The organism is Prevotella denticola, from assembly GCF_900454835.1.
Classification (GTDB): Bacteria; Bacteroidota; Bacteroidia; order Bacteroidales; family Bacteroidaceae; genus Prevotella; species Prevotella denticola.
This window is the reverse complement of sequence record NZ_UGTM01000001.1, coordinates 872,530-896,717: the sequence shown is the minus strand read 5'-3', so window position 1 is coordinate 896,717 and position 24,188 is coordinate 872,530. Positions and strand designations below refer to the sequence as shown.

Here is a 24,188-nt window from a genome sequence, read left to right as displayed (position 1 = left end):
GAAAGTACTACTTTTGCATTTGCAAATGAGATGGTAGACGAAGCATACAGACTTCGGTTTTCAGTCTTCTACTTGACATGTAAGCGAATGCAATGATGAATATGAGGATATTGCTCCCGGTAATCTGTCTGCAGCTGTGTGGCTGTATGGAAAATCATAAAACAACGGCGGTAGCGACTGATCGTGCGGACTCGAATGTGCAGGTAATGGAGAAGAGTCAGACATCAAAAGCCATAGAAACTGCCAATAAGGAAAATGCCGGTTTCAGGGATGTGACAGAGACGGAAGTGACGGTTACGGTCCCTTGTTTCGGGGTTCGCGATAGTTCCGCACTTGATATGCTGCCTCGTCCCGATGAGGCGACACACAAGGACTCTGTGGTCATTCGGCTGTTGAATGCAGGAGAGGTTTTCCTTCTGCAGCCCGGAGAAAAGGGTGTCAAGGAACTTGATACGCCCGACAAAACCTTTGTGCGTTTCAGTGTCGGGGAAGTCTGGGTGTGGAAATCGTCAGTGGAGTAGGGGGCACTCGTGGGAGTATGTGCTTTGGAAAGTTCTTAGATTACCACTGTTTTCTTTATACATTTTAGACTATCTATCTGTTCTTTGGACTATGGTATCAAGTTGTTTTATATGAATGGTATCGGAAACTTTTACTTTGCATGATGATTTTTCCGTACTTCTCTTTGGATTTTCTTGTATTATTTACTATCTTTGCTTTCTGAACTCAATCAAATCACAATATCACCAAATTATCATTCAAGACTATGGAGAAAAAATATTTCGCCCCTTCGGAGCTGATTATCAATGAAGACGGAAGCATCTTCCACCTGCATCTGAAACCTGAAAATCTTGCTGACAAAGTAATCCTCGTCGGTGATCCCGGACGAGTCGCCCTCGTTGCTTCCCACTTTGAGGATGTGGAGTGCGAAGTGTCCAACCGTGAGTTCCGTACAATAACCGGAACTTTCCATGGAAAAAGAATAACGGCACTGAGTACAGGAATCGGATGTGACAACATAGACATTGTCGTTAACGAATTGGATGCATTGGCGAACATCGACTTCAAGACGCGCAATGAACATGAAGCAATGCGCCAGCTGACCCTGGTACGTATTGGGACCTGCGGCGGACTGCAGCCATATACACCGGTAGGGACTTATATTGCATCTGTCAAGAGCATAGGCTTTGATGGCCTGCTTAATTTCTATGCCGGACGCAACCAGGTCTGCGACCTGGAGTTTGAAGCACAGTTCAAAAAACAGGTAGATTGGAATCCACAACTTGGGAATCCCTATGTTGCCTGTGCCGACAGGGAACTGGCAGAACGTATTGCCGGTGAAGACATGGTGCGTGGGGTGACTATCGCCTGCGGTGGCTTCTTCGGTCCACAAGGACGTGAGCTCCGCCTGCCTCTGATGGACTCCAAGCTGAACGAGAAGATAGAGAAGTTCTCTTATAACAACATGAAAGTGACAAATTTCGAGATGGAATCATCAGCCTTGGCCGGTCTTGCTTCGCTCATGGGGCATAAGGCCGTAACCGCTTGTATGGTTATTGCCAACCGGCTTGCCAAAGAGGCGAATGCCGGTTACAAGAACACTATCGACGGACTGATAGAAAAGGTACTGGAAAGAATCTGAAAAAATGCACCTTTCTTTATAGGAAAAGTGTATTTTCCATGCTTCCAGCATCTGTTTCTTATCACCTGTCATCATTTATCACCGCCTGCCACATTCCTCTCCTCCGGATGAGGTTGGGGCAGGTTTCCCTATCATCACATATCCAGCCTATGATTAGACAGCCGGTTACATTGCAGCCTACAACTTTTTCTCCCAGTCAAGGAGGACCTGGAAAAGCTCCCATCTGTGCTCTTGCCACCCAGCCTGGAGGAGCTATCGGTATTGTTCGTGTGAGTGGTGAAGGGGCTCTGGAAGTTACTGATAGAATCTTCCGAAGTAAAAAAGGAAAACATCTCACTGAGGCTGGAGGTTACACCTTGCACTATGGTGAAATCCTGGACAAGGACGGTGAAACCATAGATGATGTTCTCGTGAGCGTGTTCCGGACTCCACACAGCTATACCGGTGAGGACAGTACAGAGATAGCCTGTCATGGCTCCGCATATATTCTCAATAAGGTGGTACAGGTACTCATCAAGGCCGGTTGCCGGCAGGCACAGCCGGGCGAGTACACCCAACGTGCCTACCTGAATGGAAAGATGGACCTCAGCCAGGCTGAAGCTGTTGCCGATCTTATCGCCGCATCAAACCGGGCATCGCATCAGATTGCTCTCAGTCAGCTGAAGGGACATTTCAGTTCCGAGTTGTCACAGCTTCGGAAACAGCTCTTGAAAATGACTTCTCTGCTGGAGCTGGAACTGGATTTCTCCGATCATGAGGAACTTGAGTTTGCTGACCGTTCTGAACTGAAGGTACTGGCTGAGAAAATCCACAATCGGATTATAACCCTGACAGAATCCTTTGAAACCGGTAACGCATTGAAAAGAGGTATCCCGGTCGCCATCATCGGCAAGACGAATGTAGGAAAGTCGACACTCCTCAACTGTCTCCTGCACGAAGAGAAAGCCATTGTGTCCAATATCCATGGGACTACACGTGATACCATTGAAGACACAACGGAAATTCAGGGTGTTACTTTTCGATTCATCGATACGGCTGGCATCCGTCACACCGACGACCAGATTGAACAGCTGGGAATCAGACGTGCTTATGCGAAACTGGATGAGGCATCTATTGTCCTGTGGGTTGTTGACCGGCAACCTACGACAGAAGAGCGAATGGAGATGCGGCATCTGACAGAAGAGAAAAAGCTGATAACCGTCTTCAACAAGATGGACACGATGCCTGCAGCAGCCAGGTGTCCAGAGGTGAATCCGCAGGTTATCTATATTTCGGCCAAGTTGAAGCAGAATATTACCGCATTGGAAACAGCCATCTATGAAGCCGCTGGACTCCAGACGATTAATGAGAACAGTGTCATCATTACTTCTGCACGCCACTACGATGCACTTAGCCATGCAGACGAGTCCATACTTCGCATCATCAATGCGCTCAATGACGGACTCAGCGGCGATCTCATCAGTGAAGACCTCCGGATCTGTCTCGACCAGCTTGCTGACATCACGGGTGGCCAGATTACTACTCACGAAGTTCTTGGCAATATCTTCAAAAATTTCTGCATCGGTAAATAAATCTCATGGGGACATCGTGACACCGGCGGCTTATGATACCCCTCTTTATCCGATTATATTATGGGCAGGTTCTATAAATTATCCCATGCTGTGGAATTTATAGAACCTGCCCATAATAGGTTTAAAGAAGATTTCATATAGCTGAATCCTGAAACTGTGCAGAGAACAGAAGGCTATGCGTATATGCTGGATTACAAAATAAATTTATCAGTAAACGAATGCGTTTTTCCATGTTCTTACTGATTGAACGCATCTTGCAAAGCTGCTGCACTCTCGTCTCTTGCAGAGATTGAACCGCTTACTCAGCATTACGTTTGCCCTTTTCCTTCGCTGGAGGAAGAAACAGGTTCAGCACGACCCCGATAACGGCCGAGAGGCCTATGCCGCTGATAGAGAAACTGCCCCATTTCAGTACGGCCCCGCCGATACCCATCGTCAGCATTATCGAAATAATGATGATATTGCGTGTGCGGTTGAAGTCGACTTTATGCTGGATAAGGTTCTGAATGCCTACAGAAGCAATCGTACCGAAAAGAAGCAGCATAATACCGCCCAGTACGGCAGAAGGGATGCTCTGCAGCAGGGCACTCAGCTTGCCTATCACAGAGAAGACGATCGCTGTGAAAGCCGCAATGCGGATTACCTGGGGATGGGTCACCTTCGTAATGCTCATCGCTCCTGTCACTTCACTGTAAGTCGTTACCGGAGGACCGCCCAGCAGACAGGCAGCAAGACAGGCCAGACCATCGCCTAACATCGTACGGTGCAGACCGGGCGACTTCGTAAAATCCTCTTGTGAAACGGCACTTACAACATACACATCGCCCACATGCTCTATGACAGGAGCGATTGCCACAGGAATCATGTAAAGGAAAGGCTCCCATGCGAACTGCGGCAGATGGAAGTGTGCCAGAGCTGGTGGCAGCGACAGCCACGGTGCTGCTTCTACCTGCGTGAAGTCTACGATTCCCATACATGCTGCTACAATGTATCCTGCAATGATACCGCAGATAACCGGCACCAGCTTCATCAGTCCCCGTCCCATCGAAAGAACCATTACTGCCACAGCCAGTGAGACGAAAGCCAGAAGCCAGTTGGTTTTAGCCATATTTACAGCCGATGTCGACAGCGAGAGACCGATCAGGATGATGACAGGACCGATGACGACCGGCGGGAAGAGTTTGTCCAGCAGCTTCTTCCCCTGCCATTTTATCAAGGCCGACATCACGAAGTAGACAAGTGCCACACCTGCTATGCCTGCCAGCGTCCCCGACATTCCCCACTGCTTGGAAGCGGACATGATGGGTGCAATGAATGCGAAGGACGACCCTAAAAAAATAGGAACCTTACCTCTCGTGACCAAATGAAAGATAAAAGTTCCTAAACCTGCTGTGAATAAAGCCGTCGCCGGATCAAGCCCGACGAGCAAAGGGACAAGAACCGTAGAGCCGAAAGCTACAAAGAGGAATTGTATTCCCACAATAGTCTTCCGTGCTGGTGAAAGATTTAAATTACCCATGTATTGATTGTTATATTCATTTACTCCAGGAACGACAAAGACCTGATCGATTCCAACTGCAAATGTATAAAAAAGATTGTGCATTAGGGGATGGATTAACAAAAATGTTTGTTTCATAGAGAGAAAACCGTGTTCTGACATCCTGCAACTGCCTTCTGCTCCCACAAAAAGAACATTCGTTTCGAGTTTCTCAGTATTCCCATGTGTTTTTTTCGCCCGATAGAAAACATACGGAAAGGGCCGAGGACTTTTCCTTGCCGGCTGGAAGAAAAATCCTTTTCTACGTGCTCTCTCCTCCCCCAAACCCCTGAACTTGTCTTATCGAAATTGTTTGACATAATTTCTGCTTTATGATGGTTGGAAATGTGCAGAACCATACAATTGTCGTATGCAGCAACAGACTGTTTCCCAACAGATTATAATATAGCATTTTCAACTGTGCCTGTTAAGACTTCAAATAAGCACTTACAGCCATCTAACTAAGCACTGATTGGACCTCAATAAATGCCTGTTTCGAGTGCAAAAGACCGTCAATGGATTTGCTCCTATGAACTTTCTTTACAATAAAAGTGCAGAACACCATGTCCGGGAAATTAAAGACTTGCCTTCTGGAAGTTTCATCGAAGACCGGAGGCTATCCAAATTTTTGTGAGACAAGGATGACACGATCACTTCCGTCGCAGAATCACATATAGAATAACAGGAGCACCAAGGAACGGTGTCACGGCATTGAGCGGAATGACTCCCAGTTCACCTGGAATAAAACAGATGAAGTTGCACAACAAGGCTATCACGGCCCCGCAAAGTGCAGTTCCTGGAAGAAGTACCTTATGGTTCTCTGTACGAAACAGCAGACGTGCAACGTGCGGCATCGCCAGTCCGATAAAGGACACGGGACCGCAGAAGGCCGTCGTCACGGCGGTCAGCAGGCCGACAACGGCCAGCAATATATTGCGTGTCCGGCGAATATTGATTCCTAAACTCTCGGCATACTGCGGTCCCAGGAGCAGAATGTTCAACGGCTTTGTCAAAAGGAGAGACAGAAGGACTCCCGTCAGGCACAGTAAAGCAAAAAGCAACATGTGGTTCATGGAAACACCGCCGAAGTTCCCCATACCCCATACCATGTAACTCTTTACGCCGTCTTCTGATGCAAAGAAATTCAGGAGGGAGACAGCGGATGAAGCAACATATCCTACCATCAGACCGACTATCAGCAACAGGACACTGCTTCGCACCAGCGTGGAGAGAAACAGAATGAGCGCAGTCACACTGACAGATCCGGCAAAAGCCGCCATAAGGACAGCGAGGAAACCGTAAAGAGAGAACATCGATGTCGACAGCGTTCCACCCATCAGCAGCATCACCAATGCCACACCCAGACCTGCCCCGGAACTGATGCCGAACACATCAGGTCCGGCCAGAGGATTACGGAACGCCGTCTGCAGCATTAGTCCGCAGACAGACAGTGAGGCCCCGCACAGTACGGCCGTCAAGGCCTGAGGAAAGCGGGTCTCCATGACGATATACTGCCAGCTTTCTTTTCCTACATAACGGCCGGAGAGAATGCCGATTATATCGGCAAACGGTATTCGGACAGAACCCGTCGCCAGGTTCAGTACAAATAACAGGGCAATGGATATCGCCAAAACCATGAAAATGCAGGTATTCTGTTTCATCACACTAATCTGTCTGCTGCTTTCCTATTCTCACTCAATCCCTCAACTTCTTGTAGTACCGCATAGGTGCAATATGCAAGTCTGGATGAAAAAGCTGTATCAGGTCGCTCAACAGCCAGTCGGGACGCCAGCTTACTTCCTCAAAGTAGGGCGTGCTGTCCACTTTGCAGCCATAGATCTCTTTTGTCTGGTAAGGTTTCAGTCTCGCATACCCCTGGTATTCGGCCAGCAGCTTCCTGCGGTTGAAATTTCCATTATAGCACAGTACCCAGAAATCGCTCTGCCCGAATTTATCCAGGATTGTTTCAAAAGGCATTGACAGGCTTCCGCTGTGTTCGTCTTTTGCATACGCATAAAGACCGTGTGCATCCTTATATAATAGGGCCACGCTGCTTTCACCACCAGGCAGATACCATACAGCCCCCACTTTCCTGTCGGGCAGGATGCTGCGTGCAGCCTTGCTCTTCCTTGCTTTTTTACTCAAAGCCATATAGTTCTGTTCGACGACGGAAAACAGCGAGTCGGCTTCCCGTTTCTTTCCATAGAGCAGACCATAGAATTTCATCCATTCTGCACGTCCCAGAGCAGAACGTTCCATATAGTCGGCACATTCGATAATCGGTATGCCCGTCTCCTCCAGACGCCCATATCCTCCGCTGTTCTCAAAGGGCGAAAGCAGAATGGCATCGGCATGCAGATCAATGACCCGTTCAACATCAGGCTGCATAGCATTACCGCAATCCGCAATTCCATCTTTCAGGCGTGTACGTTTCTGAATGTCGGGGATGACCATATACTTCAGATCGGCTACACCGGCAATAGCTTTCTGCGCATGCAACATCTCCAGCAGACTGGCATGGGCTGTCGTGAATACTACGCTCCTGCGGAGTGGAACGGTTACTATCGTTCCATCATCAGGAATGTCTACCCGCGAGTCACGGTCAACCAAATAGTATGTATGCAGAATGGCATTCTGCTTCCAAGGATTAATCAGCCGGACGACAGTATAACCATTTGCTCGTTCTATGGTGATATTCCGGGCATACCGCAGTTCGGTTCGTGTTCCAGGCCCATTCTTCCAGATTGTCTCCTTACGGCGACTGCCACAAGAAACAAACAACAAAAGCCCGAGGATGAATACTGATAATTGGCGCATAACAGAAAAAATAATGTGCAAATTTACAAAAAAAGAGCCATTCACTTGCCTGTTAAAATTATTTTTTATACTTTAGCCGGCATATTTTCTAATCAACCTAAAATTATTAAACTAAATAACTAACGCCATGGCAGAAGAAAAGTCTAACGCTCTTAGCAGCCACGTCGAGATGAAGAAAGTCTGGGAACTTCTGGCAATCCTCGTGGTGACGGCCATCGTATGGAATCTACCCACAGGCAGTTTCGGCATTGATGGGCTGACCGTAGTACAACAACGCATTATCGCAATCTTTGTGTTCGCCACCTTGTCGTGGCTGACAGAGTGCATCCCCGCCTGGGCGACCTCTCTGAGTATCATGACCATCATGTGTGTCACGGTATCGAAGAACGCCTTTGGCATCTTTAAAAGTGACGGCATTGGCGACCTCCTTGATTCAAAGGAAATCATGGCATCTTTTGCCGACCCCATCATCATGCTCTTTCTTGCCGGGTTCGTTCTGGCAATAGCTGCATCCAAATCAGGCCTTGACACGCTTCTGGCACGTAATCTGATCAAACCTTTCGGACAAAAAAGTGAGAATGTGCTGCTGGGCTTCCTGCTCATCACAGGACTGTTCTCAATGTTCATATCGAACACTGCAACGGCGGCTCTTATGCTGACTTTCCTCGCACCTGTCTTCGCTGCATTGCCTGCCAATGGGAAAGGACGTATCGCCCTGACAATGTCCATCCCTGTTGCAGCCAACCTCGGCGGTATGGGAACACCTATCGGAACACCCCCGAACCTCATAGCCCTGAAGTATCTCAACGACCCAGAAGGATTGAATATGAACATCGACTTCATACACTGGATGGCATTCATGTTTCCACTCGTCATCATCCTGCTGCTGCTGTCCTGGAGGCTTATCCTGCATTTCTTCCCTTTCACACAGAAGACGATTCATCTGAAGATAGACGGTGAAGTACATCGCGGATGGCGTATGTGGGTGGTCATTATTACCTTTATCATCACTATCCTGTTATGGGTCATCCCGAAAAGTGTCACCGGTATAGACACCAATACCGTCTCTATGATTCCGATGGGAATCTTCGCCATTACAGGTGTCATAACAGCAAAGGACCTGCAGGAAATCAACTGGAGTGTCATCTGGATGGTAGCCGGAGGTTTTGCCATCGGACTGGGGATGAACGGCTCCGGGCTGGCGGATGCCGCCATTGAGAGCATTCCGTTCGGAGAATGGAGTCCGATTGTCATCCTGGCCATATCAGGACTGATCTGTTACTTCCTGTCCAACTTCATCTCAAATACAGCAACAGCGGCCCTTCTGGTGCCTATCCTTGCTGTGGTATGCCGAGGTATGGGTGATAAGCTGGGCAGCATCGGCGGTACAAGTACCATCCTCATCGGTATTGCCATTGCCGCATCTACAGCCATGTGTCTTCCTATTTCTACTCCGCCGAATGCCATTGCCTATTCAACGGGACTGGTCAAGCAGAATGATATGCTCAAGGCGGGACTTACCTGCGGAATCATCTCTCTTGTGCTTGGGTACATCCTGCTTTATTTCATCGGACAGCTTCATTTCCTCGGATAGAAATCTAAGAAAGAAGAGGACTTGTCGTTCCCTTGTGGACCTCATTCTTTCCGCCGAGTATGCATCTTTACAGAAACAGCCATGTCGAAGCATTATATACTGAGACATGGCTGCTTTCATATAATTTCCAGACATGATGATATGCAGAAATAAAGATTTGCATAATACCGATTCCACTTTTATTTCGTATTTTTGCAAAAGGATATCAGGTCAATTTTTGAGGTTCTGATTATGAAGAAGAAAACAGGAAAAGACATTTGCAAGATACTTAAGGATATTCGGCAGCAGATAGCAGATGCAAATGCCATCAGCTATCAGCCTTGCGAATGTCACCACAAGGGTGACTGTACAGATACTTGTCCTGTCTGTGAAGAGGAAATACGCTACTTGGAACACCAGTTGAACGTGCGTAAGAACAAAGGTTTCAGTACGAAGGTGGCAGGTGTCGCCGCAGGTATCTGTGCTACGGTTATACCCATGATGGCTACTGCACAAAAAGTTACTTCTGACGGAATACCCAATGGACGGGTAATTACAACGAAGAAAGATACTGTAAAAACAAAAAGCTATCCGAGTGATTGTAAGGACTCAATACTCATCTGCGGGAAGATCGTAGATAAAGCTGACAAGGCTCCTTTGGCTGGTGCTTCAGTATTGATTGATGGCACCCATAGTGGTGCTGCAACTAATATGGAGGGGCTGTTTTCCTTAAAGACTCCACCTGATGCTTCCTTGATTATTTCTTTTGTCGGTTATAAGAAGAAAAAGGTTCTTGCAAGAACTCTTTTACATTCTCAAGATAATATTATTGCTCTTGAGGAAGATCAGGATATACTGGGTATTGTAGTAGTCGGAGCAGCTGGAGAGTCAAGTTGCGATGATGTTTATGGTCGTAATACTTGCAAGCCGAAGTCGCACAAGGAAAAGAACAAGGAAAATAAGTAAATGATATATTGATGTTATGAGGAAAGGAAAGATTACTTGTAAGGTTCTGAAGAATATCCGGCAGAAAATAGCAGATGCAAATGGTATCAGGTACCAGCCGGCCGAGTGTCATTTCGAAGGCGACTGCACAGGTACCTGTCCAGCCTGTGAACAGGAAATCCGTTATTTGGAGATGCAGTTGAGAGAACGGATAAAAAAAGGTTGGAATATAAAAGTAGCTGGTCTGGCGGCAGGGGCTTGTGTCGCAATCGCTCCTTTTGCCTCATGCAGTAACCTGCCGAAATCTGACAAAGTACAGAAAGAAACAGACGTGCCACTTCAAGGAAAGAAAGTTGAAGTGGTGAAAACGCTTACAACAGATATGCAACATTCAGTTGTGATTAATGGTCAGGTGAGGGATAGCAATTCGGATAAACCCATCAGTCATGCCGTCGTCCGTAGGTTGGGAGGTACAAAGGGCATAGTGTTGGGTGAAGATGGACGCTTCTCTTTGCGTGTTGGCTGCAATGATACGCTTGTCTTTTCCGGTTCTGCTTCTTATTTGGACAGTGAACTGCCCGTCAGTACCCTAAAGAAATCCCATGAAGTTATGGTGTACCTATTACCTAAATGGTATGAGTTGGGGATGGTTGTACCAGATTCGCTTATTTCAGAAGATACTGATAAAAAGGCTCCCAGGTCGCATAAAGAGAAATGCAGCCAGAAATAACCGCACCGTTTATAGCCGTCAACCGGCACAGACTTGCCACTGACGGAGAAGGGGTGACGACCTTGGTCGCCTTCCATGGATGTCCGCTCCGTTGCCGGTACTGTTTAAACCCTCAATGTTTACAGGTTGATGGCGTGTGGCGCAGGCTGACCCCGGGCGAGCTGTACAGCGAGGTGGAGATTGACGACCTTTACTTTATAGCGACAGGTGGCGGCATCTGTTTTGGAGGGGGTGAGCCGCTTTTATATCCGGATTTCATCAGGACTTTCTCCAAGCTCATGAACCCGGAATGGAAGCTGACGGTAGAGACATCGATCAATGTCCCGCTTGAAAATATTAAGATGATTGCCGCATTGGTTCAGATGTGGTATATAGACATCAAAGATTTTAGTCCAACAATCTATAACGCTTATACGGGCAAGGACAATACACAGGTAATCCGTAATCTTGTGTGGCTGGCGGCGAACGGATATGCAGACAAGGTTATTCTCCGCCTGCCTTTGATACCGGATTATAATACGGAAGAGGATCGCCTGTTGAGTCAGCAGCGGTTGGAGGCCTTGGGCTTTGCTCATTTTGATAAGTTCACGTATCTTGTGTGATACTGCTGTCCGGAAAAAACTTTCCTTGCAGGTCATCCATCGCATACACACTATAGCACAGAACAGGCCTTTCCTGCAGACGTGCTGATGCTCGTCACAGATTGTGCTGACAGCATACACTAGTCGTGTTGACGGCGCACACTGCTGTCTGTTGCAAGAAACGACTTGTCGTGAAAGATGCAGTGTGTCGCCAACAGTTGGATGAAAGGGGAAGACCTGCTCCTCCCGAAACAACGAGAAATGGCCCGTTTGAAAGGGTGTTTTATGCTGTTAAAGTCTTACCTGACAGAAAGAATTGCGTGACAATAAGATCGGGCTGTACAATATATAGAGTTTCCCCTTCGTTATCTACCTGAAAAACATTATCTTTGCAATCACTAAAAGAAAGAATGTATGAAGAAATCGCTTATAGTTTTATTATTGATAGGATTGTTATTGCCTATGACGATGTCAGCACAGAGTTTCGATGCTTTATGGAAACAGGTGGAACAGGCACGGCAGAAAGACCTGCCTAAGACGCAGATCAACCTGCTGGATAAGATTGAGCGAAAGGCACGAAGGGAAAAAATATACGGGCAGTTGCTGGCAGCAAATCTTCTGTCTTTACAGCTGAAAACCAGTATTTCGCCAGATTCATTGGAGGTAGAAATAAACAATCTGAAGGAACGGGCAAAGGAAGCCGAGCGGAAGAATGAAGTTCTGGCTGCCGTCTACAACTGCATCCTCGGAGTTCTTTCCAAAAGAGAAGATGATGGAAAAGCCGATCTGTATTTTCGCAAGGCACTTGCCAATCCGTCTCTGCTGGCACGCCAGAGAGCGGCCGACTATCAGCCGCTTGTCTCGATGGGTAAGGATGACAGCCTCTTCAATGGCGACCTGCTGCACGTTATCGGTATGGCAGCTGGTGACTACACGAAGCTAAGCCGTTACTATGCAGGACAGGGTAACAGGGAGGCCGCGTGTTACACCGCAATGCTGGCTGTTGACGAGGATGACGAAAAGGCTGTCTCCCGACTTGACTCGCTCATCCAGTTGTATGGCGATTTGCCTATCTGCGGACAGGTCGCCGTAGAACGGTACAATGCCATGGATGATGATGTACCGGTGAAGGAGAAGGTTGCTTTTATCGACAAGGCTCTCGTACGGTGGGGCACATGGAAAGGTATTGAAGCATTGCGCAATGCCCGCAAAGAACTGACTGCACCCAAATACAGTTTTGGGATGAAGAGCAACTGGACTATGCCGGGGACGCATGACAACACCGTATTGCTGGAAGTCCGCAACCTGAAGGGGATAACATTTACTATCACGCGAACGACACTGAAAGGCAATCACCAGTTCGACATGGATAATCTGGCTGATCCAGGCAGGCTGAAGCCCAGCCTGATACCATCAACGAGGCAGGTAATTCAGCGCACCTACGATGTACACAAGAACTACGAGGAGTTCAAGGATTCTTTCCAGATGCCGGCCTTGCCGCTCGGTGTCTATCTCCTGAAGATAGAGAGTCAGGACAAGTGTTTTGCCCCGGAATATGCCCTTTACTATGTGACCAATCTCTACGTGATGACCGAACGGCAACCGGGAAAGAAGTCGCGCTATGTCGTGGTGGATGCCCAGGATGGGCAGCCGGTAGCTGGTGCGACGCTTCAGCTGACGTATGGGGGACGTTATGGCAGGAAGCCGGTAACAAAGACTCTGACAACCGATAAGAATGGCGAGGCATTGATCGTATCGGAAAACTCCGAGCCGGATGTCTATGTCTGTACGGCCAACGACAAGGCCTATCCTTCGACAGGTATGTACAGCCAATTCAGTTTCTATAAGTCGGACAAGGCCGGACTGCAGTCGGAAGTATACACGGACAGGAGCATCTATCGTCCTGGGCAGACGCTGCATGCCTCTGCAATTGTCTATCAGATGACCAAGGCCGGACTCAAGACGAAAGCCGAGGAGGGCAAGACATTCAATCTCATCCTTCAGAATGTCAATGGAAAGGAGGTCGGCCGCAAGATGGTGACGACTGACCGGTTCGGTACTGCTGCGGCAGACTTTGAACTTCCGGCAACAGGGCTGACAGGTCTCTGCTCCATCGTGGCCGACTGTGGATCTCGGGCATCAAAGAGTTTCCGCATCGAAGAATACAAGCGTCCCACATTCGAGGTTCGGTTGGATGACTACAAGAGCAAATACGCCATTGGTGACACCATCAGGCTGACAGGCCACGCCAGGAGCTTTGCCGGAGTGCCTGTACAAGGGGCAAAGGTGCATTACACTGTTATGCGCCGTCCACGCCTTTGGTGGTGGGATAACGATGACATCAACCAGGAGATTAAGGCAGATGATGTCGTGACAGACGAGCAAGGCAACTTCCGTGTGACCGTTCCTCTCACACTTCCTGAGGGCGTGATAAAGGACATGAAAACTGACCACTGGGGACGTGCCCGCTTCTATGCTTTCGAGGTGGAAGCATCGGTGACGGATACTGCCGGCGAAACAAGGGACGCTTCTGTTTCGTTACCTTTGGGAACTAAGGAGACTACACTGATATGTAACATTCCTGAAAAGAACCTGCGCGACAGTCTGAAGACTATCAAGTTTGATTATCTTAATGCAGCTGGCCATACGGTGGATGGGACTGTCAGATATGTGATTGTTCCGCAACAGTCAGATGAAAGCAAGTACACCTATCATAATTACAAGACCGCCAAGGCCAATGAATCTTTTCCAGTGGGGCGCATGGTATCGGGAGCCTACCGACTGCATGCCATCTGCGGAACGGATACCGTGAATACCGATTTTATTGTTTTCTCGATGGATGACAAACGTCCTGTCGTTAAGACACACGACTGGTTCTATCTGAGCAGTCATGAATTTCCACGCAATGGCGGGCCTGTCTATTTGCAAGTAGGAACAAGTGATGAGAAGCAGCATGTGGTTTATTCCATCTATTCAGGCAATAAAATCATCGAGTCAGGTATCTTCGACCAGAGCAACAGTATTCAGACACGCAAACTATATTATAAGGAGGAATATGGGGACGGTATAACCCTCACTTACGCCTGGGTGAAGAATGGCGTGTTGTACAGCCATGCGGAGAGAATCTTACGACCGCTGCCAGACAAGCGGCTGATCGTGAAGTGGAAGTCATTCCGCAACAAACTCGTCCCGGGACAGAAAGAAGAATGGACGGCTACCATCAGCCGGCCTGACGGAAAGGCAGCAGATGCACAACTGATGGCAACGCTCTATGACAAGAGTCTGGACGAGTTCGTCTCCCATAATCTGAATCTGCATCTGTCGTTCGGTCGTGATTTGTCAAGCACCTACTGGTCGGCAGGCTACCGCAGTCCATTGAGTCTCCATGCCGCTGCAAGAGCGAAGACCAAGACTGTACCAGAGCTTTCCCTCTCGGGCTTTGACAGTAGTTTCCTGTCAGGTTTTGATTTCTGTGAGGTGGTAACTATGGGATACGCCCCCAGGAAGAACATGGTGTTGTCGCGAGCGGCCGTACCAATGGCTATGGCTGACAGCGATGCTGTTGAAAGCAAGATGTTCAGTTGTGCTGAGCAGGTTACTGCCAAAAGAGAATGCAAGGCAACTGTCAAGTACACAGCTCCGGTCATTAAAAAAGATGAAGAAACGAAGAAGGGGAAAGGCTCCCTGCGTGAGAATCTGAACGAAACGGCCTTCTTCTATCCGCAACTGCATACAGACGGTAAGGGCAATGTAAGCATTAAGTTCACGCTCCCGGAGAGCCTCACCACATGGCGTTTCCTCGGACTGGCACATGATGTTGATATGAACAACGGCATGCTCAGCGATGAGATTGTTGCACAGAAAACATTAATGGTCCAGCCCAATATGCCCCGTTTTGTGCGTATCGGTGACGAGGCAATGGTCTCCGCACGCCTGTTCAACCAGTCAGAGAAGCCGGTTCATGCGAATGCAAAGGTCGAAATTATTGACCCGATGACTGACAAAGTACTCTTTACAGACAGCAGGGCTGTCGTGTTGAAGGCTCAGGGCAGTGCTTCTGTAACGTATAGTCTGGCTTCTTTACTGTCGAAGGATGCCGACTTGCTGACGGCAGATCAGTCGCTGCTTGTTACCCGTTTCACGGTTGAGGGAGATGGTTTCTCGGACGGTGAACAGCATTATCTCCCGGTATTTCAGGATCAGGAATATGCAACGAATACATACGCTTTCAGTCAGCATGACGCTGGCATGAAGACTGTAGATGTGAGCAGACTGTTTGCAGAAAACAGTACGAAACAGAAGCTTACAGTAGAATATACAAACAATCCTAACTGGCTGATGATCCAGGCTCTGCCATACGTGGCAAAAACCGATGACAAAAATGCCATCAGTCTGGTGTCAGCCTACTATGCAAACCGCCTGGGGAAGCAGATCATCGAGACATCGCCCAATATCAGGCAGGTCATTGAACAATGGAAGAAAGAAGCGGGTAAAGAAACTTCAATGATGTCGGCACTGGAGAAGAATCAGGAACTGAAGTCATTGCCCCTGGACGAGACACCCTGGATGATAGATGCCGCCAATGAACGTGAAAGAAAGCAGATGCTCATACGTTTCTTTGACGAGAGCCAGTTGCAGAATAATCTTTCCACAACGCTGGCAGACCTAAAGAAGCTGCAGAATCCTGACGGATCTTTTTCTTGGTGGCCAGGCATGAATGGCAGTCTTTATATGACGGTTGCCGTCACGAAGACCCTTGCACGTTTACAAAATCTTACAGACAAGTCGGCCGAAGTGTCTGCAATCATCAATGCCTCCTTCCATTATATGGACAAAGAAGTGGCAAAGCGCGTAGCTGCAATGAAACGTGATGAAAAAAAATACAAGGCCACATTGTTCCCCACGGATGAGCTGTGCGATTATATTTATACACATGCTTTGTTATACCATGGGAGGACTACTGGTGATATAGACTATCTCATTGACCGTCTGACAAAGAAACCGGCAGATCTGACTATCTATGGCAAGGCGAATACAGCTGTGATACTTCAGCAATATAATAAGGGGGAGAAGGCACGGGAATATCTCCAAAGCCTGAAGGAGTATTCGGTCTATAGGGAGGAAATGGGACGCTACTTCGACACGAAGCATGCTTATTACAGCTGGCGTGACTATAAGATTCCGACAGAGGTGGCAGCAATTGAAGCCGTAAAGACAGTTACACCTGCTGACGGGAAGACGCTTGCAGAGATGCAACGTTGGCTCTTGCAGGAAAAACGTACGCAGGCTTGGGATACACCCTTGAACTCGGTGAATGCCATCTGGGCATTCATGAATAACGGAGACTGGCTGATGCAGAATGGTGAAAAAGCACAATTAATGCTGGATGGCAAGCCTCTGCAGACTCCGCAACCGACAGCCGGACTGGGTTATGTAAAGACGACAGAGTCTGTAGAGTACAGGCCGTCTGAGCACCATGAACTGACTATCAGCAAGGTAAGTGAAGGAACGAGCTGGGGTGCTGTCTTTGCGCAGTTCTTCCAACCGGCATCAGAAATAACAGATGCTGCAATGGGCTTGAAGGTCAAGCGTGAGGTTTGGGTTGACAGTACCCGACTCGCTGATACCAAAGTCCTAAAGATCGGCGACAAAGTCCGTATCCGCCTTACCATCATTGCCGACCGTGATTACGATTTCGTACAGGTCACCGACAAACGGGCAGCCTGTCTTGAGCCTGTCAGTCAGCTGAGTGGTTATCATTGGGGATATTACATTGCTCCGAAAGATTACACCACTAACTATTACTTTGACCGTATGGCAAAGGGCAAACACGTTGTGGAGACGGAATACTATATCAACCGTGCCGGTGTATATCAGACTGGTGTCTGCACAGCGCAGTGTGCCTATGCACCTGAGTACTGTGGACGTACTGGAGCGATGCGGTTAAGCGTTGAAGATTGATGGTCAAAATGAAAAGTAGTAAGAGGTGTTGTCCAGGCTCCTCTTACTCCTTCATCTCCAAAAGCAGTTGACATATCGTTTGTCTTTAACTTCCTTATCACTTTTAACTCCTAAAATTGAAATATGCTTCAAATAGAAATAGACAATGGCAGCGGTTTCTGCTTCGGTGTGACCACTGCCATCAAGAAAGCTGAAGAAGAACTGGCAAAGGGTACGAAGCTCTATTGCTTAGGCGACATTGTACATAACAGCATGGAAGTGGAACGTCTTACAAAGAAGGGCCTCATCACTATCAATCATGAGCAGATGCATAAACTTCATGATGTGAAGGTCTTGCTGCGCGCACATGGTGAGCCTCCGGAGACCTACGAACTTGCCAGACGTAACAACATAGAAATCATCGATGCGACCTGCCCGGTGGTACTTGCTCTCCAGCGACGCATCAAAACACAGTATGAGAAACGCCGTCAGACTTCTGATAGTTCGTCGGAAAAGAATAAGACTGCTGCAGCTCAATGCTTAGATTCTCAATCAACAAATAAAGAACAGGAAGATAGTCCAGCTTATTTAGGCTCTACTTCCATTTCCAAGAATCAGGTGGGGGCTGCATCCTCCATTGTCATCTTCGGCAAGAACGGTCATGCGGAAGTACTGGGCCTCGTAGGGCAGACGCATAGCCATGCTATTGTGATAGAAAAGTTTGAGGATGTGAAGAACTTGGACTTCAACCATGACATCTTTCTTTATTCACAGACGACGAAGAGCCTGGACGAGTTCCATAGGATCATCCAGTATATCCAAGACCACATCTCACCCGATGCCAGGTTCCAGAGCTTCGATACCATCTGCCGGCAGGTGGCTAACCGTATGCCGAATATTTCGGCTTTCGCTGCTCGTCACGATCTGATTCTCTTTGTGGCTGGCCGCAAGAGTTCGAATGGCAAGGTGCTTTTCCATGAATGTTTAGGAGTAAATCCAAATTCCCATCAGGTAGAGAGTGCAGACGAAATCGACATGAGTTGGTTTGACGGTGTTCAGACTGTAGGAATCTGTGGTGCGACAAGTACTCCGAAATGGCTGATGGAAGAGTGCCGCGATGCGATACTCCGCCATGACAAATGACGTGGAAGACCTGAAAGCAAAGGGGGGCTCTATACCGTTTTGCTCCTCATGTCCTATCATGGCACGAAGTTTGCAATAAGCAATGATGAAAATAGAAAAAACAAACAACATTGCTATGCAAAAAGGAAATATCGGGGTTACGACAGAGAACATCTTCCCCGTCATCAAAAAGTTTTTGTATTCCGACCATGACATCTTCCTTCGTGAGATGGTGTCAAACGCCGTCGATGCCACGCAGAAACTGAAGACACTTGCTGCAACCGGCGACTTCAAGGGTGAACTGGGTGACCTGAGTGTCCGCATCAGCCTGGATGAGAAAGCCGGCACACTGACCATCAGTGACCGTGGCATCGGTATGACAGCAGAGGAGATTGACAAGTATATCAACCAGATAGCTTTCTCCGGTGTCAATGATTTCCTTGAAAAGTATCAGGACAAGGCTGAGGCCATCATCGGACATTTCGGTCTTGGCTTCTATTCTTCCTTCATGGTTTCAAAGAAGGTCGAAATCATCACAAAAAGCTACAAAGAAGGCAGCAAGGCTGTTAAATGGAGCTGTGACGGAAGTCCCGAATATTCGATAGAGGATGCAGAAAAGGCAGACCGGGGCAGCGACATCGTGCTTTACATCGATGATGACTGCAAGGAGTTTCTGCAGAAATCGAAGATTGAGGAGCTGCTGAACAAATACTGCAAGTTCATGGCTGTACCTGTTGTCTTTGGCAAGAAGACAGAGTGGAAGGATGGAAAAAATGTTGAGACAGACGAGGACAATGTAATCAACGCCGTCGAGCCACTGTGGGTAAAGGCCCCGTCCAGCCTGAAGGACGAAGACTACAAGAGCTTCTATCGCACGCTTTTCCCAATGAACGACGAACCGCTGTTCTGGATTCATCTGAATGTTGACTATCCCTTCAACCTCACGGGTATCCTTTACTTCCCTCGTGTGAAGAATAACATCGAACTGCAGCGTAATAAGATTCAACTCTATTGCAACCAGGTGTTTGTAACCGATCAGGTTGAAGGCATCGTTCCTGAGTTCCTTACCCTGCTGCATGGTGTCATCGACTCACCTGACATACCGCTGAATGTCAGCCGAAGTTATTTGCAGAGTGATGCCAATGTAAAGAAGATTGCAACTTACATTACCAAGAAAGTGGCAGACCGTCTGCAGAGTATTTTCAAGGAGAACCGTAAGGAGTATGAAGAAAAATGGGATGACCTGAAACTTTTCATCAATTATGGAATGCTCTCCGAATCTGACTTCTACGACCGTGCCAAAGACTTCGCACTTCTGAAAGATACCGAAGGAAAGTATTTCACCTTTGAGGAGTACAAGACCCTCGTGAAAGATAATCAGACCGACAAGGAAGGATTCCTCGTCAACCTTTATACAACCAACAAGGAGGAACAGTACAGCTACATCGAGGCTGCCAGACAGAAGGGGTACAGTGTCATCGATGCAAGCGGACAGCTGGATGTGCCGACACTTTCCATGCTCGAACAGAAACAGGAAAAGACACGTTATGTACGTGTTGATTCTGACGTTGTAGACCGTATCATCCAGAAAGAAGACGCACCGAAGAACAACCTGTCTGCGAACGAGACTGCCAATCTGTCAGAGGCATTCAGATCCCAGATGCCAAAGATAGAAAAAGCCGAGTTCACAGTTGATGTCCAGTCGCTTGGGGAGGGCTTCCAGCCGGTTCTCATCACGCAGAACGAATATATGCGGCGTATGAAGGAAATGAGCCGGTTCCAGCAGGGAATGGGGTTCTATGCGCAGCTCCCAGACTCTTACAATCTTGTCCTGAATGCCGACCATCCATTAGTCAAGAAGGTACTCGACGACATGACCGCCAATACAGAAGACGAACTGAAGCCGGTTGCAAGTGAACTGAAAGGACAGGAAGCACGTCTTGCAGCCCTGCATCAGTCGCAGGACAAGAAGAAGTCGGAGGAACTCACCCAGGAGGAGAAAGACGATATGCAGAATACGCAGAAGTCAGTCTCTGAACTTAAGGATAAGCAAAAAGCCATTGTGGCCGCATATGCCAAGGGTAACGAGGTTATCCACCAGCTTATCGATCTGGCACTGCTGCAGAACGGTATGCTGCAAGGAGAGGCTCTCGACGGATTTCTCAAACGTTCGGTCAGCATGATCAAGTAGTCCGTTGGCAGAGAAGCATCTTCCATACTGGAAATTTTAATGAGAATCAATGCGGTAAAGAGCCACAGGCCTGTTATGTCCAACAGCCCTGTGGCTCTTTCGTTTATGCAGCAGCTGGAAGAGACATTGTCATCTGAATTGTCAGCCTTCGGCATGGTGTTGCCAATCTTTTGGTACTGTATTAGCAATCTTTTGAGCGTGTACTTCCAATCTTTTGGTACAGTGTCGCCAATTTATTGCCAAGGTGGTGTAGAGTAGAGTCTGTACGTATGATTTGTGCGAATCCGTCCTTTATTAGGTTACGTACGCCGCATAAGTATAGACCGTTCTTGTGGGGAAAACTTTTCGATGGCATAGCGCAACATGGTGCGCGGCATCTCTGCACGGTGACTCAAGACATAGTCATAGAGACGTTCCGGATCCCTTTTGCCTGCCTCACGGAGCATCCACCCGATAGCTTTGTGCATGAGGTCGTGCGTGTGGTGCATCATCAGGTCCCCCAGAGCGTATGTGTCCTCCAGTTGCCCCTTGCGTATGAAGGCATAGGTGGAAACTATGGCGATGCGATTGTCCCATAGCAGGGGGCTGCGGGCTAACCTGTAAAGAATGTCATGCGGCTTATCAAGCAGGTATTCGCCTACGATGAAACGACAGGACAGGTCAACGAGGTCCCAGTTGTTGATTCGTGCGGTCAGAGAGAGGTAAAGCTCAAAAAGCTGCCGGCGTAAGACTTCGTCTTTCTTCTTGCTTTTCTCCACCATGATCAGCAAGGCGCAAAGCCTTGCCTCATGCCATTCAGACAGCATCAGCTCCCGGATGTCAGCAAAAGCAATATCTTTGTGCAGCCGGGCAACAGAGCGGACATTCGGTACGGTAACGCCCAAGAATCGGTCGCCTTCGCCATACTCACCTTTCCCGGCCTTGAAGAATCTCGGAAAAACCTCCCTTTTCTCTGCAGTGGACAGTTTCCGGAGCTCAGCGGTAATCATTTCTATCGTAGGTTTCATATTCCAGTTCCATTTAATTCTTCTGGTTGCAAAGATAATGTTTTTTCTTTATAAGCAGGTTTCAAAAGTCACCGTTGTAGTATTTCAAACTACTTCTATCCGATTCTTATAATGCTTAACATGATCCGTACTAAGCCTTGACACCATGGGTGTACACCCTCAACACTATTCGTGTTTACCCTCGGCACACTGACAGTAAAGTGAGGTAAATGATAATCCCCATTAATTATCTACTGGTCCCAATATTCATATAACAAAAGTTCAATGTGGAATTTGTAGAAGGCCTATACCCGTACATCAAAGCAGACTGACAGTTTGGCAGAAGCGTTTCCGGAACATACCAGTACGGCGCTTTGGCACGCTTTTCGTATAAGGTAAGGCGAAACTACATCATCAGTAGGACAAAAAAGACAGATTAGAACTAAAAATAGATTGATTATGACAATTAAACCTTTAGCAGACAGAGTCCTCGTGCTTCCGGCACAGGCAGAAGAAAAAGTTGGTGGCATTATCATTCCGGATACGGCCAAGGAAAAGCCACAGCGTGGCAAGATTGTTGCCGTCGGCAACGGTACCAAGGATGAGGAAATGATTCTCAAGGTTGGCGATGAAGTCCTCTATGGGAAGTATGCCGGCACAGAATTGGAAAGTGAAGGAGAGAAATACCTGATGATGCGTCAGAGCGACGTATTGGCAGTAGTAGAATAGGAATAGATGTCCTTTTCTGCCCTCTGAAAGAGGAGGATACGGAAAGACTACTGACTCTCCCGGGCTTTCAGTACAATCAGAAAGAAACATATCATAAAGTTTAATAAACAACATTTACAATCATGGCAAAAGAAATAAAATTCGATACAGATGCACGCGAACTTCTGAAGAGCGGGGTAGACCAGCTGGCAAACGCAGTCAAGGTAACGCTTGGTCCTAAAGGACGCAATGTCGTTATCGGAAAGAAATTCGGTGCCCCACAGATTACCAAGGACGGTGTGACCGTTGCAAAGGAAGTGGAACTGGAAGACAATTTCGAGAATGCAGGCGCACAGCTCGTCAAGAGTGTTGCCAGCAAGACCGGTGACGATGCCGGTGACGGTACGACGACTGCTACGATCCTTACACAGGCTATCGTAAACGAAGGACTGAAGAATGTCGCAGCAGGTGCCAATCCAATGGATCTCAAACGGGGTATTGACAAGGCTGTAACCAAGGTAGTAGAGCATATTAAGGACTCGGCAGAGGTTGTAGGTGACAACTACGACAAGATTGAGCAGGTCGCTACGGTCAGTGCAAACAACGATCCCGAAATCGGAAAGTTGCTGGCAGATGCCATGCGCAAGGTGTCCAAGGATGGTGTGATTACCATCGAGGAGAGCAAAACACGTGAGACAAGTATCGGTGTCGTTGAGGGCATGCAGTTCGATCGCGGTTATCTTTCAGGTTACTTCGTTACCGATGCAGACAAGATGGAATGCGTGATGGAAGATCCTTACATCCTCATCTACGACAAGAAGATTTCTAGTGTAAAGGACTTTCTTCCGATTCTCCAGCCGGCTGCCGAAAGCGGTCGTCCGTTGCTGGTCATTGCAGAGGATGTCGACTCAGAGGCACTGACGACACTGGTCGTCAACCGTCTGCGTGCAGGTCTCAAGATCTGTGCTGTCAAAGCTCCGGGCTTCGGCGACCGTCGCAAGGCTATGCTCGAGGATATTGCTGTACTGACCGGCGGTGTAGTCATCAGCGAGGAGAAAGGTCTTTCTCTGGAAAAGGCTACACTCGAGATGCTGGGTACGGCCAAGAAGGTCACTGTCTCCAAGGACAACACGACGATTGTTGACGGTGCCGGTGCAAAGGAGGCCATCAAAGACCGTGTGGCACAGATCAAGAACGAGATTGCCGCTTCGACAAGTTCTTACGACAAGGAGAAGCTGCAGGAGCGTCTGGCCAAACTCTCCGGTGGTGTTGCAGTTCTCTACGTCGGTGCGAACTCCGAGGTGGAGATGAAGGAGAAGAAGGACCGTGTTGACGATGCACTCTGCGCTACACGTGCTGCGATGGAGGAAGGTGTTGTCGTAGGTGGCGGTACCACTTACATCCGTGCACAGGAAGCATTGAGGAACCTTAAGGGCGACAATCAGGATGAGCAGACCGGTATCAATATCGTCTGCCGTGCCATTGAGGAGCCGCTCCGCCAGATTGTCGCCAATGCCGGCGGTGAGGGTGCTGTCGTTGTCAACAATGTCCGTGAAGGCAAAGGCGACTACGGCTACAATGCACGCAAGGATGTTTACGAAGATCTCCGCGCTGTCGGTGTCATCGATCCGGCAAAGGTTTCCCGTGTTGCACTTGAGAATGCGGCTTCAATTGCAGGAATGTTCCTGACAACCGAATGCCTCATTGTTGACAAGCCTGAAGAGACTCCGGCCATGCCGGCAGCTGCTCCGGGTATGGGTGGCATGATGTAATCGGCATTTCAAACATGACATATAAAAAGGGAAGACATCAGATTGGTGTCTTCCCTTTTTCGATTTTTATGTT

Annotated in this window: 16 protein-coding genes; 12 read left to right on the top strand and 4 right to left on the bottom strand. The window is 48.1% G+C overall.

The genetic code is table 11. The features are described from left to right. Nucleotides 1-146 precede the first annotated feature (146 nt). The 3 genes from DYH27_RS03820 (at nucleotide 147) to mnmE (ending at nucleotide 3,213) form a co-directional block, all read left to right on the top strand. Nucleotides 147-521 (top strand): hypothetical protein, encoded by a 375-nt coding sequence (locus DYH27_RS03820; protein WP_244595144.1) that lies wholly within the window; start codon nucleotides 147-149, stop codon nucleotides 519-521. 245 nt (nucleotides 522-766) lie between these two features. Then, complete coding sequence (locus tag DYH27_RS03815; protein WP_029216578.1) at nucleotides 767-1,642, top strand: nucleoside phosphorylase; 876 nt, start codon at nucleotides 767-769, stop codon at nucleotides 1,640-1,642. A 38-nt stretch (nucleotides 1,643-1,680) separates the two neighbouring features. After that, a complete protein-coding gene (gene mnmE / locus DYH27_RS03810) occupies nucleotides 1,681-3,213 on the top strand; it encodes a tRNA uridine-5-carboxymethylaminomethyl(34) synthesis GTPase MnmE (protein ID WP_025067820.1) in 1,533 nt (510 codons plus the stop codon). 298 nt (nucleotides 3,214-3,511) lie between these two features. Here the strand turns inward: mnmE and DYH27_RS03805 are convergent, their stop codons facing one another. The 3 genes from DYH27_RS03805 to DYH27_RS03790 form a co-directional block, all read right to left on the bottom strand. After that, nucleotides 3,512-4,732 carry a uracil-xanthine permease family protein gene (locus DYH27_RS03805; protein ID WP_013671336.1) on the bottom strand — a complete coding sequence of 407 codons (1,221 nt, stop codon included), beginning with the start codon at nucleotides 4,730-4,732 and terminating at the stop codon, nucleotides 3,512-3,514. A 668-nt stretch (nucleotides 4,733-5,400) separates the two neighbouring features. Further along, a complete protein-coding gene (locus DYH27_RS03795) occupies nucleotides 5,401-6,411 on the bottom strand; it encodes an iron ABC transporter permease (protein ID WP_025067822.1) in 1,011 nt (336 codons plus the stop codon). Nucleotides 6,412-6,445: 34 nt separating this feature from the next. After that, nucleotides 6,446-7,567 (bottom strand): ABC transporter substrate-binding protein, encoded by a 1,122-nt coding sequence (locus DYH27_RS03790; protein WP_025067823.1) that lies wholly within the window; start codon nucleotides 7,565-7,567, stop codon nucleotides 6,446-6,448. Nucleotides 7,568-7,694: 127 nt separating this feature from the next. Between DYH27_RS03790 and DYH27_RS03785 the strand changes: the two genes are divergently transcribed. From DYH27_RS03785 to htpG, 7 genes are all read left to right on the top strand, one after another. Continuing rightward, entirely contained in the window at nucleotides 7,695-9,161 is a 1,467-nt protein-coding gene (locus tag DYH27_RS03785; protein ID WP_025067824.1) for an SLC13 family permease, read from the top strand. Nucleotides 9,162-9,392: 231 nt separating this feature from the next. Continuing rightward, on the top strand, nucleotides 9,393-10,106 hold the full coding sequence (locus tag DYH27_RS03780) for a carboxypeptidase-like regulatory domain-containing protein (protein WP_025067825.1): 714 nt from the start codon (nucleotides 9,393-9,395) through the stop codon (nucleotides 10,104-10,106). Nucleotides 10,107-10,122: 16 nt separating this feature from the next. After that, entirely contained in the window at nucleotides 10,123-10,815 is a 693-nt protein-coding gene (locus DYH27_RS03775) for a peptidase associated/transthyretin-like domain-containing protein (protein WP_025067826.1), read from the top strand. Continuing rightward, a complete protein-coding gene (locus tag DYH27_RS03770) occupies nucleotides 10,800-11,417 on the top strand; it encodes a radical SAM protein (RefSeq protein WP_025067827.1) in 618 nt (205 codons plus the stop codon). The genes DYH27_RS03775 and DYH27_RS03770 overlap by 16 nt, the downstream gene beginning before the upstream one ends. A gap of 393 nt (nucleotides 11,418-11,810) precedes the next feature. Continuing rightward, nucleotides 11,811-17,357: an alpha-2-macroglobulin family protein gene (locus DYH27_RS03765; protein ID WP_025067828.1), complete on the top strand. Its 5,547-nt coding sequence runs from the start codon at nucleotides 11,811-11,813 to the stop codon at nucleotides 17,355-17,357. A 123-nt stretch (nucleotides 17,358-17,480) separates the two neighbouring features. Then, a complete protein-coding gene (locus DYH27_RS03760) occupies nucleotides 17,481-18,479 on the top strand; it encodes a 4-hydroxy-3-methylbut-2-enyl diphosphate reductase (RefSeq protein WP_004352264.1) in 999 nt (332 codons plus the stop codon). 115 nt (nucleotides 18,480-18,594) lie between these two features. Then, nucleotides 18,595-20,649, top strand: coding sequence for a molecular chaperone HtpG (gene htpG, locus DYH27_RS03755; RefSeq protein ID WP_025067829.1), 2,055 nt, complete (start codon nucleotides 18,595-18,597; stop codon nucleotides 20,647-20,649). Between the two features lie 299 nt (nucleotides 20,650-20,948). On the opposite strand, the gene DYH27_RS03750 is transcribed toward htpG, so the two are convergent. Next, entirely contained in the window at nucleotides 20,949-21,656 is a 708-nt protein-coding gene (locus DYH27_RS03750) for a DNA alkylation repair protein (RefSeq protein WP_025067830.1), read from the bottom strand. A gap of 438 nt (nucleotides 21,657-22,094) precedes the next feature. Between DYH27_RS03750 and DYH27_RS03745 the strand changes: the two genes are divergently transcribed. Both DYH27_RS03745 and groL read left to right on the top strand, forming a co-directional pair. Beyond that, nucleotides 22,095-22,364, top strand: a complete 270-nt coding sequence (locus DYH27_RS03745; protein WP_013671346.1) for a co-chaperone GroES — start codon at nucleotides 22,095-22,097, stop codon at nucleotides 22,362-22,364. A gap of 122 nt (nucleotides 22,365-22,486) precedes the next feature. Continuing rightward, nucleotides 22,487-24,115 carry a chaperonin GroEL gene (gene groL / locus DYH27_RS03740; protein WP_004352190.1) on the top strand — a complete coding sequence of 543 codons (1,629 nt, stop codon included), beginning with the start codon at nucleotides 22,487-22,489 and terminating at the stop codon, nucleotides 24,113-24,115. Nucleotides 24,116-24,188 lie beyond the last annotated feature (73 nt).

Bases quoted from the DNA above. Each gene is read 5' to 3' on its own strand.
- DYH27_RS03820 (WP_244595144.1), top strand. From the start codon at position 147: ATGGAAAATCATAAAACAACGGCGGTAGCGACTGATCGTGCGGACTCG.
- DYH27_RS03815 (WP_029216578.1), top strand. From the start codon at position 767: ATGGAGAAAAAATATTTCGCCCCTTCGGAGCTGATTATCAATGAAGAC.
- mnmE (WP_025067820.1), top strand. From the start codon at position 1,681: ATGCTTCCAGCATCTGTTTCTTATCACCTGTCATCATTTATCACCGCC.
- DYH27_RS03805 (WP_013671336.1), bottom strand. From the start codon at position 4,732: ATGGGTAATTTAAATCTTTCACCAGCACGGAAGACTATTGTGGGAATA.
- DYH27_RS03795 (WP_025067822.1), bottom strand. From the start codon at position 6,411: ATGAAACAGAATACCTGCATTTTCATGGTTTTGGCGATATCCATTGCC.
- DYH27_RS03790 (WP_025067823.1), bottom strand. From the start codon at position 7,567: ATGCGCCAATTATCAGTATTCATCCTCGGGCTTTTGTTGTTTGTTTCT.
- DYH27_RS03785 (WP_025067824.1), top strand. From the start codon at position 7,695: ATGGCAGAAGAAAAGTCTAACGCTCTTAGCAGCCACGTCGAGATGAAG.
- DYH27_RS03780 (WP_025067825.1), top strand. From the start codon at position 9,393: ATGAAGAAGAAAACAGGAAAAGACATTTGCAAGATACTTAAGGATATT.
- DYH27_RS03775 (WP_025067826.1), top strand. From the start codon at position 10,123: ATGAGGAAAGGAAAGATTACTTGTAAGGTTCTGAAGAATATCCGGCAG.
- DYH27_RS03770 (WP_025067827.1), top strand. From the start codon at position 10,800: ATGCAGCCAGAAATAACCGCACCGTTTATAGCCGTCAACCGGCACAGA.
- DYH27_RS03765 (WP_025067828.1), top strand. From the start codon at position 11,811: ATGAAGAAATCGCTTATAGTTTTATTATTGATAGGATTGTTATTGCCT.
- DYH27_RS03760 (WP_004352264.1), top strand. From the start codon at position 17,481: ATGCTTCAAATAGAAATAGACAATGGCAGCGGTTTCTGCTTCGGTGTG.
- htpG (WP_025067829.1), top strand. From the start codon at position 18,595: ATGCAAAAAGGAAATATCGGGGTTACGACAGAGAACATCTTCCCCGTC.
- DYH27_RS03750 (WP_025067830.1), bottom strand. From the start codon at position 21,656: ATGAAACCTACGATAGAAATGATTACCGCTGAGCTCCGGAAACTGTCC.
- DYH27_RS03745 (WP_013671346.1), top strand. From the start codon at position 22,095: ATGACAATTAAACCTTTAGCAGACAGAGTCCTCGTGCTTCCGGCACAG.
- groL (WP_004352190.1), top strand. From the start codon at position 22,487: ATGGCAAAAGAAATAAAATTCGATACAGATGCACGCGAACTTCTGAAG.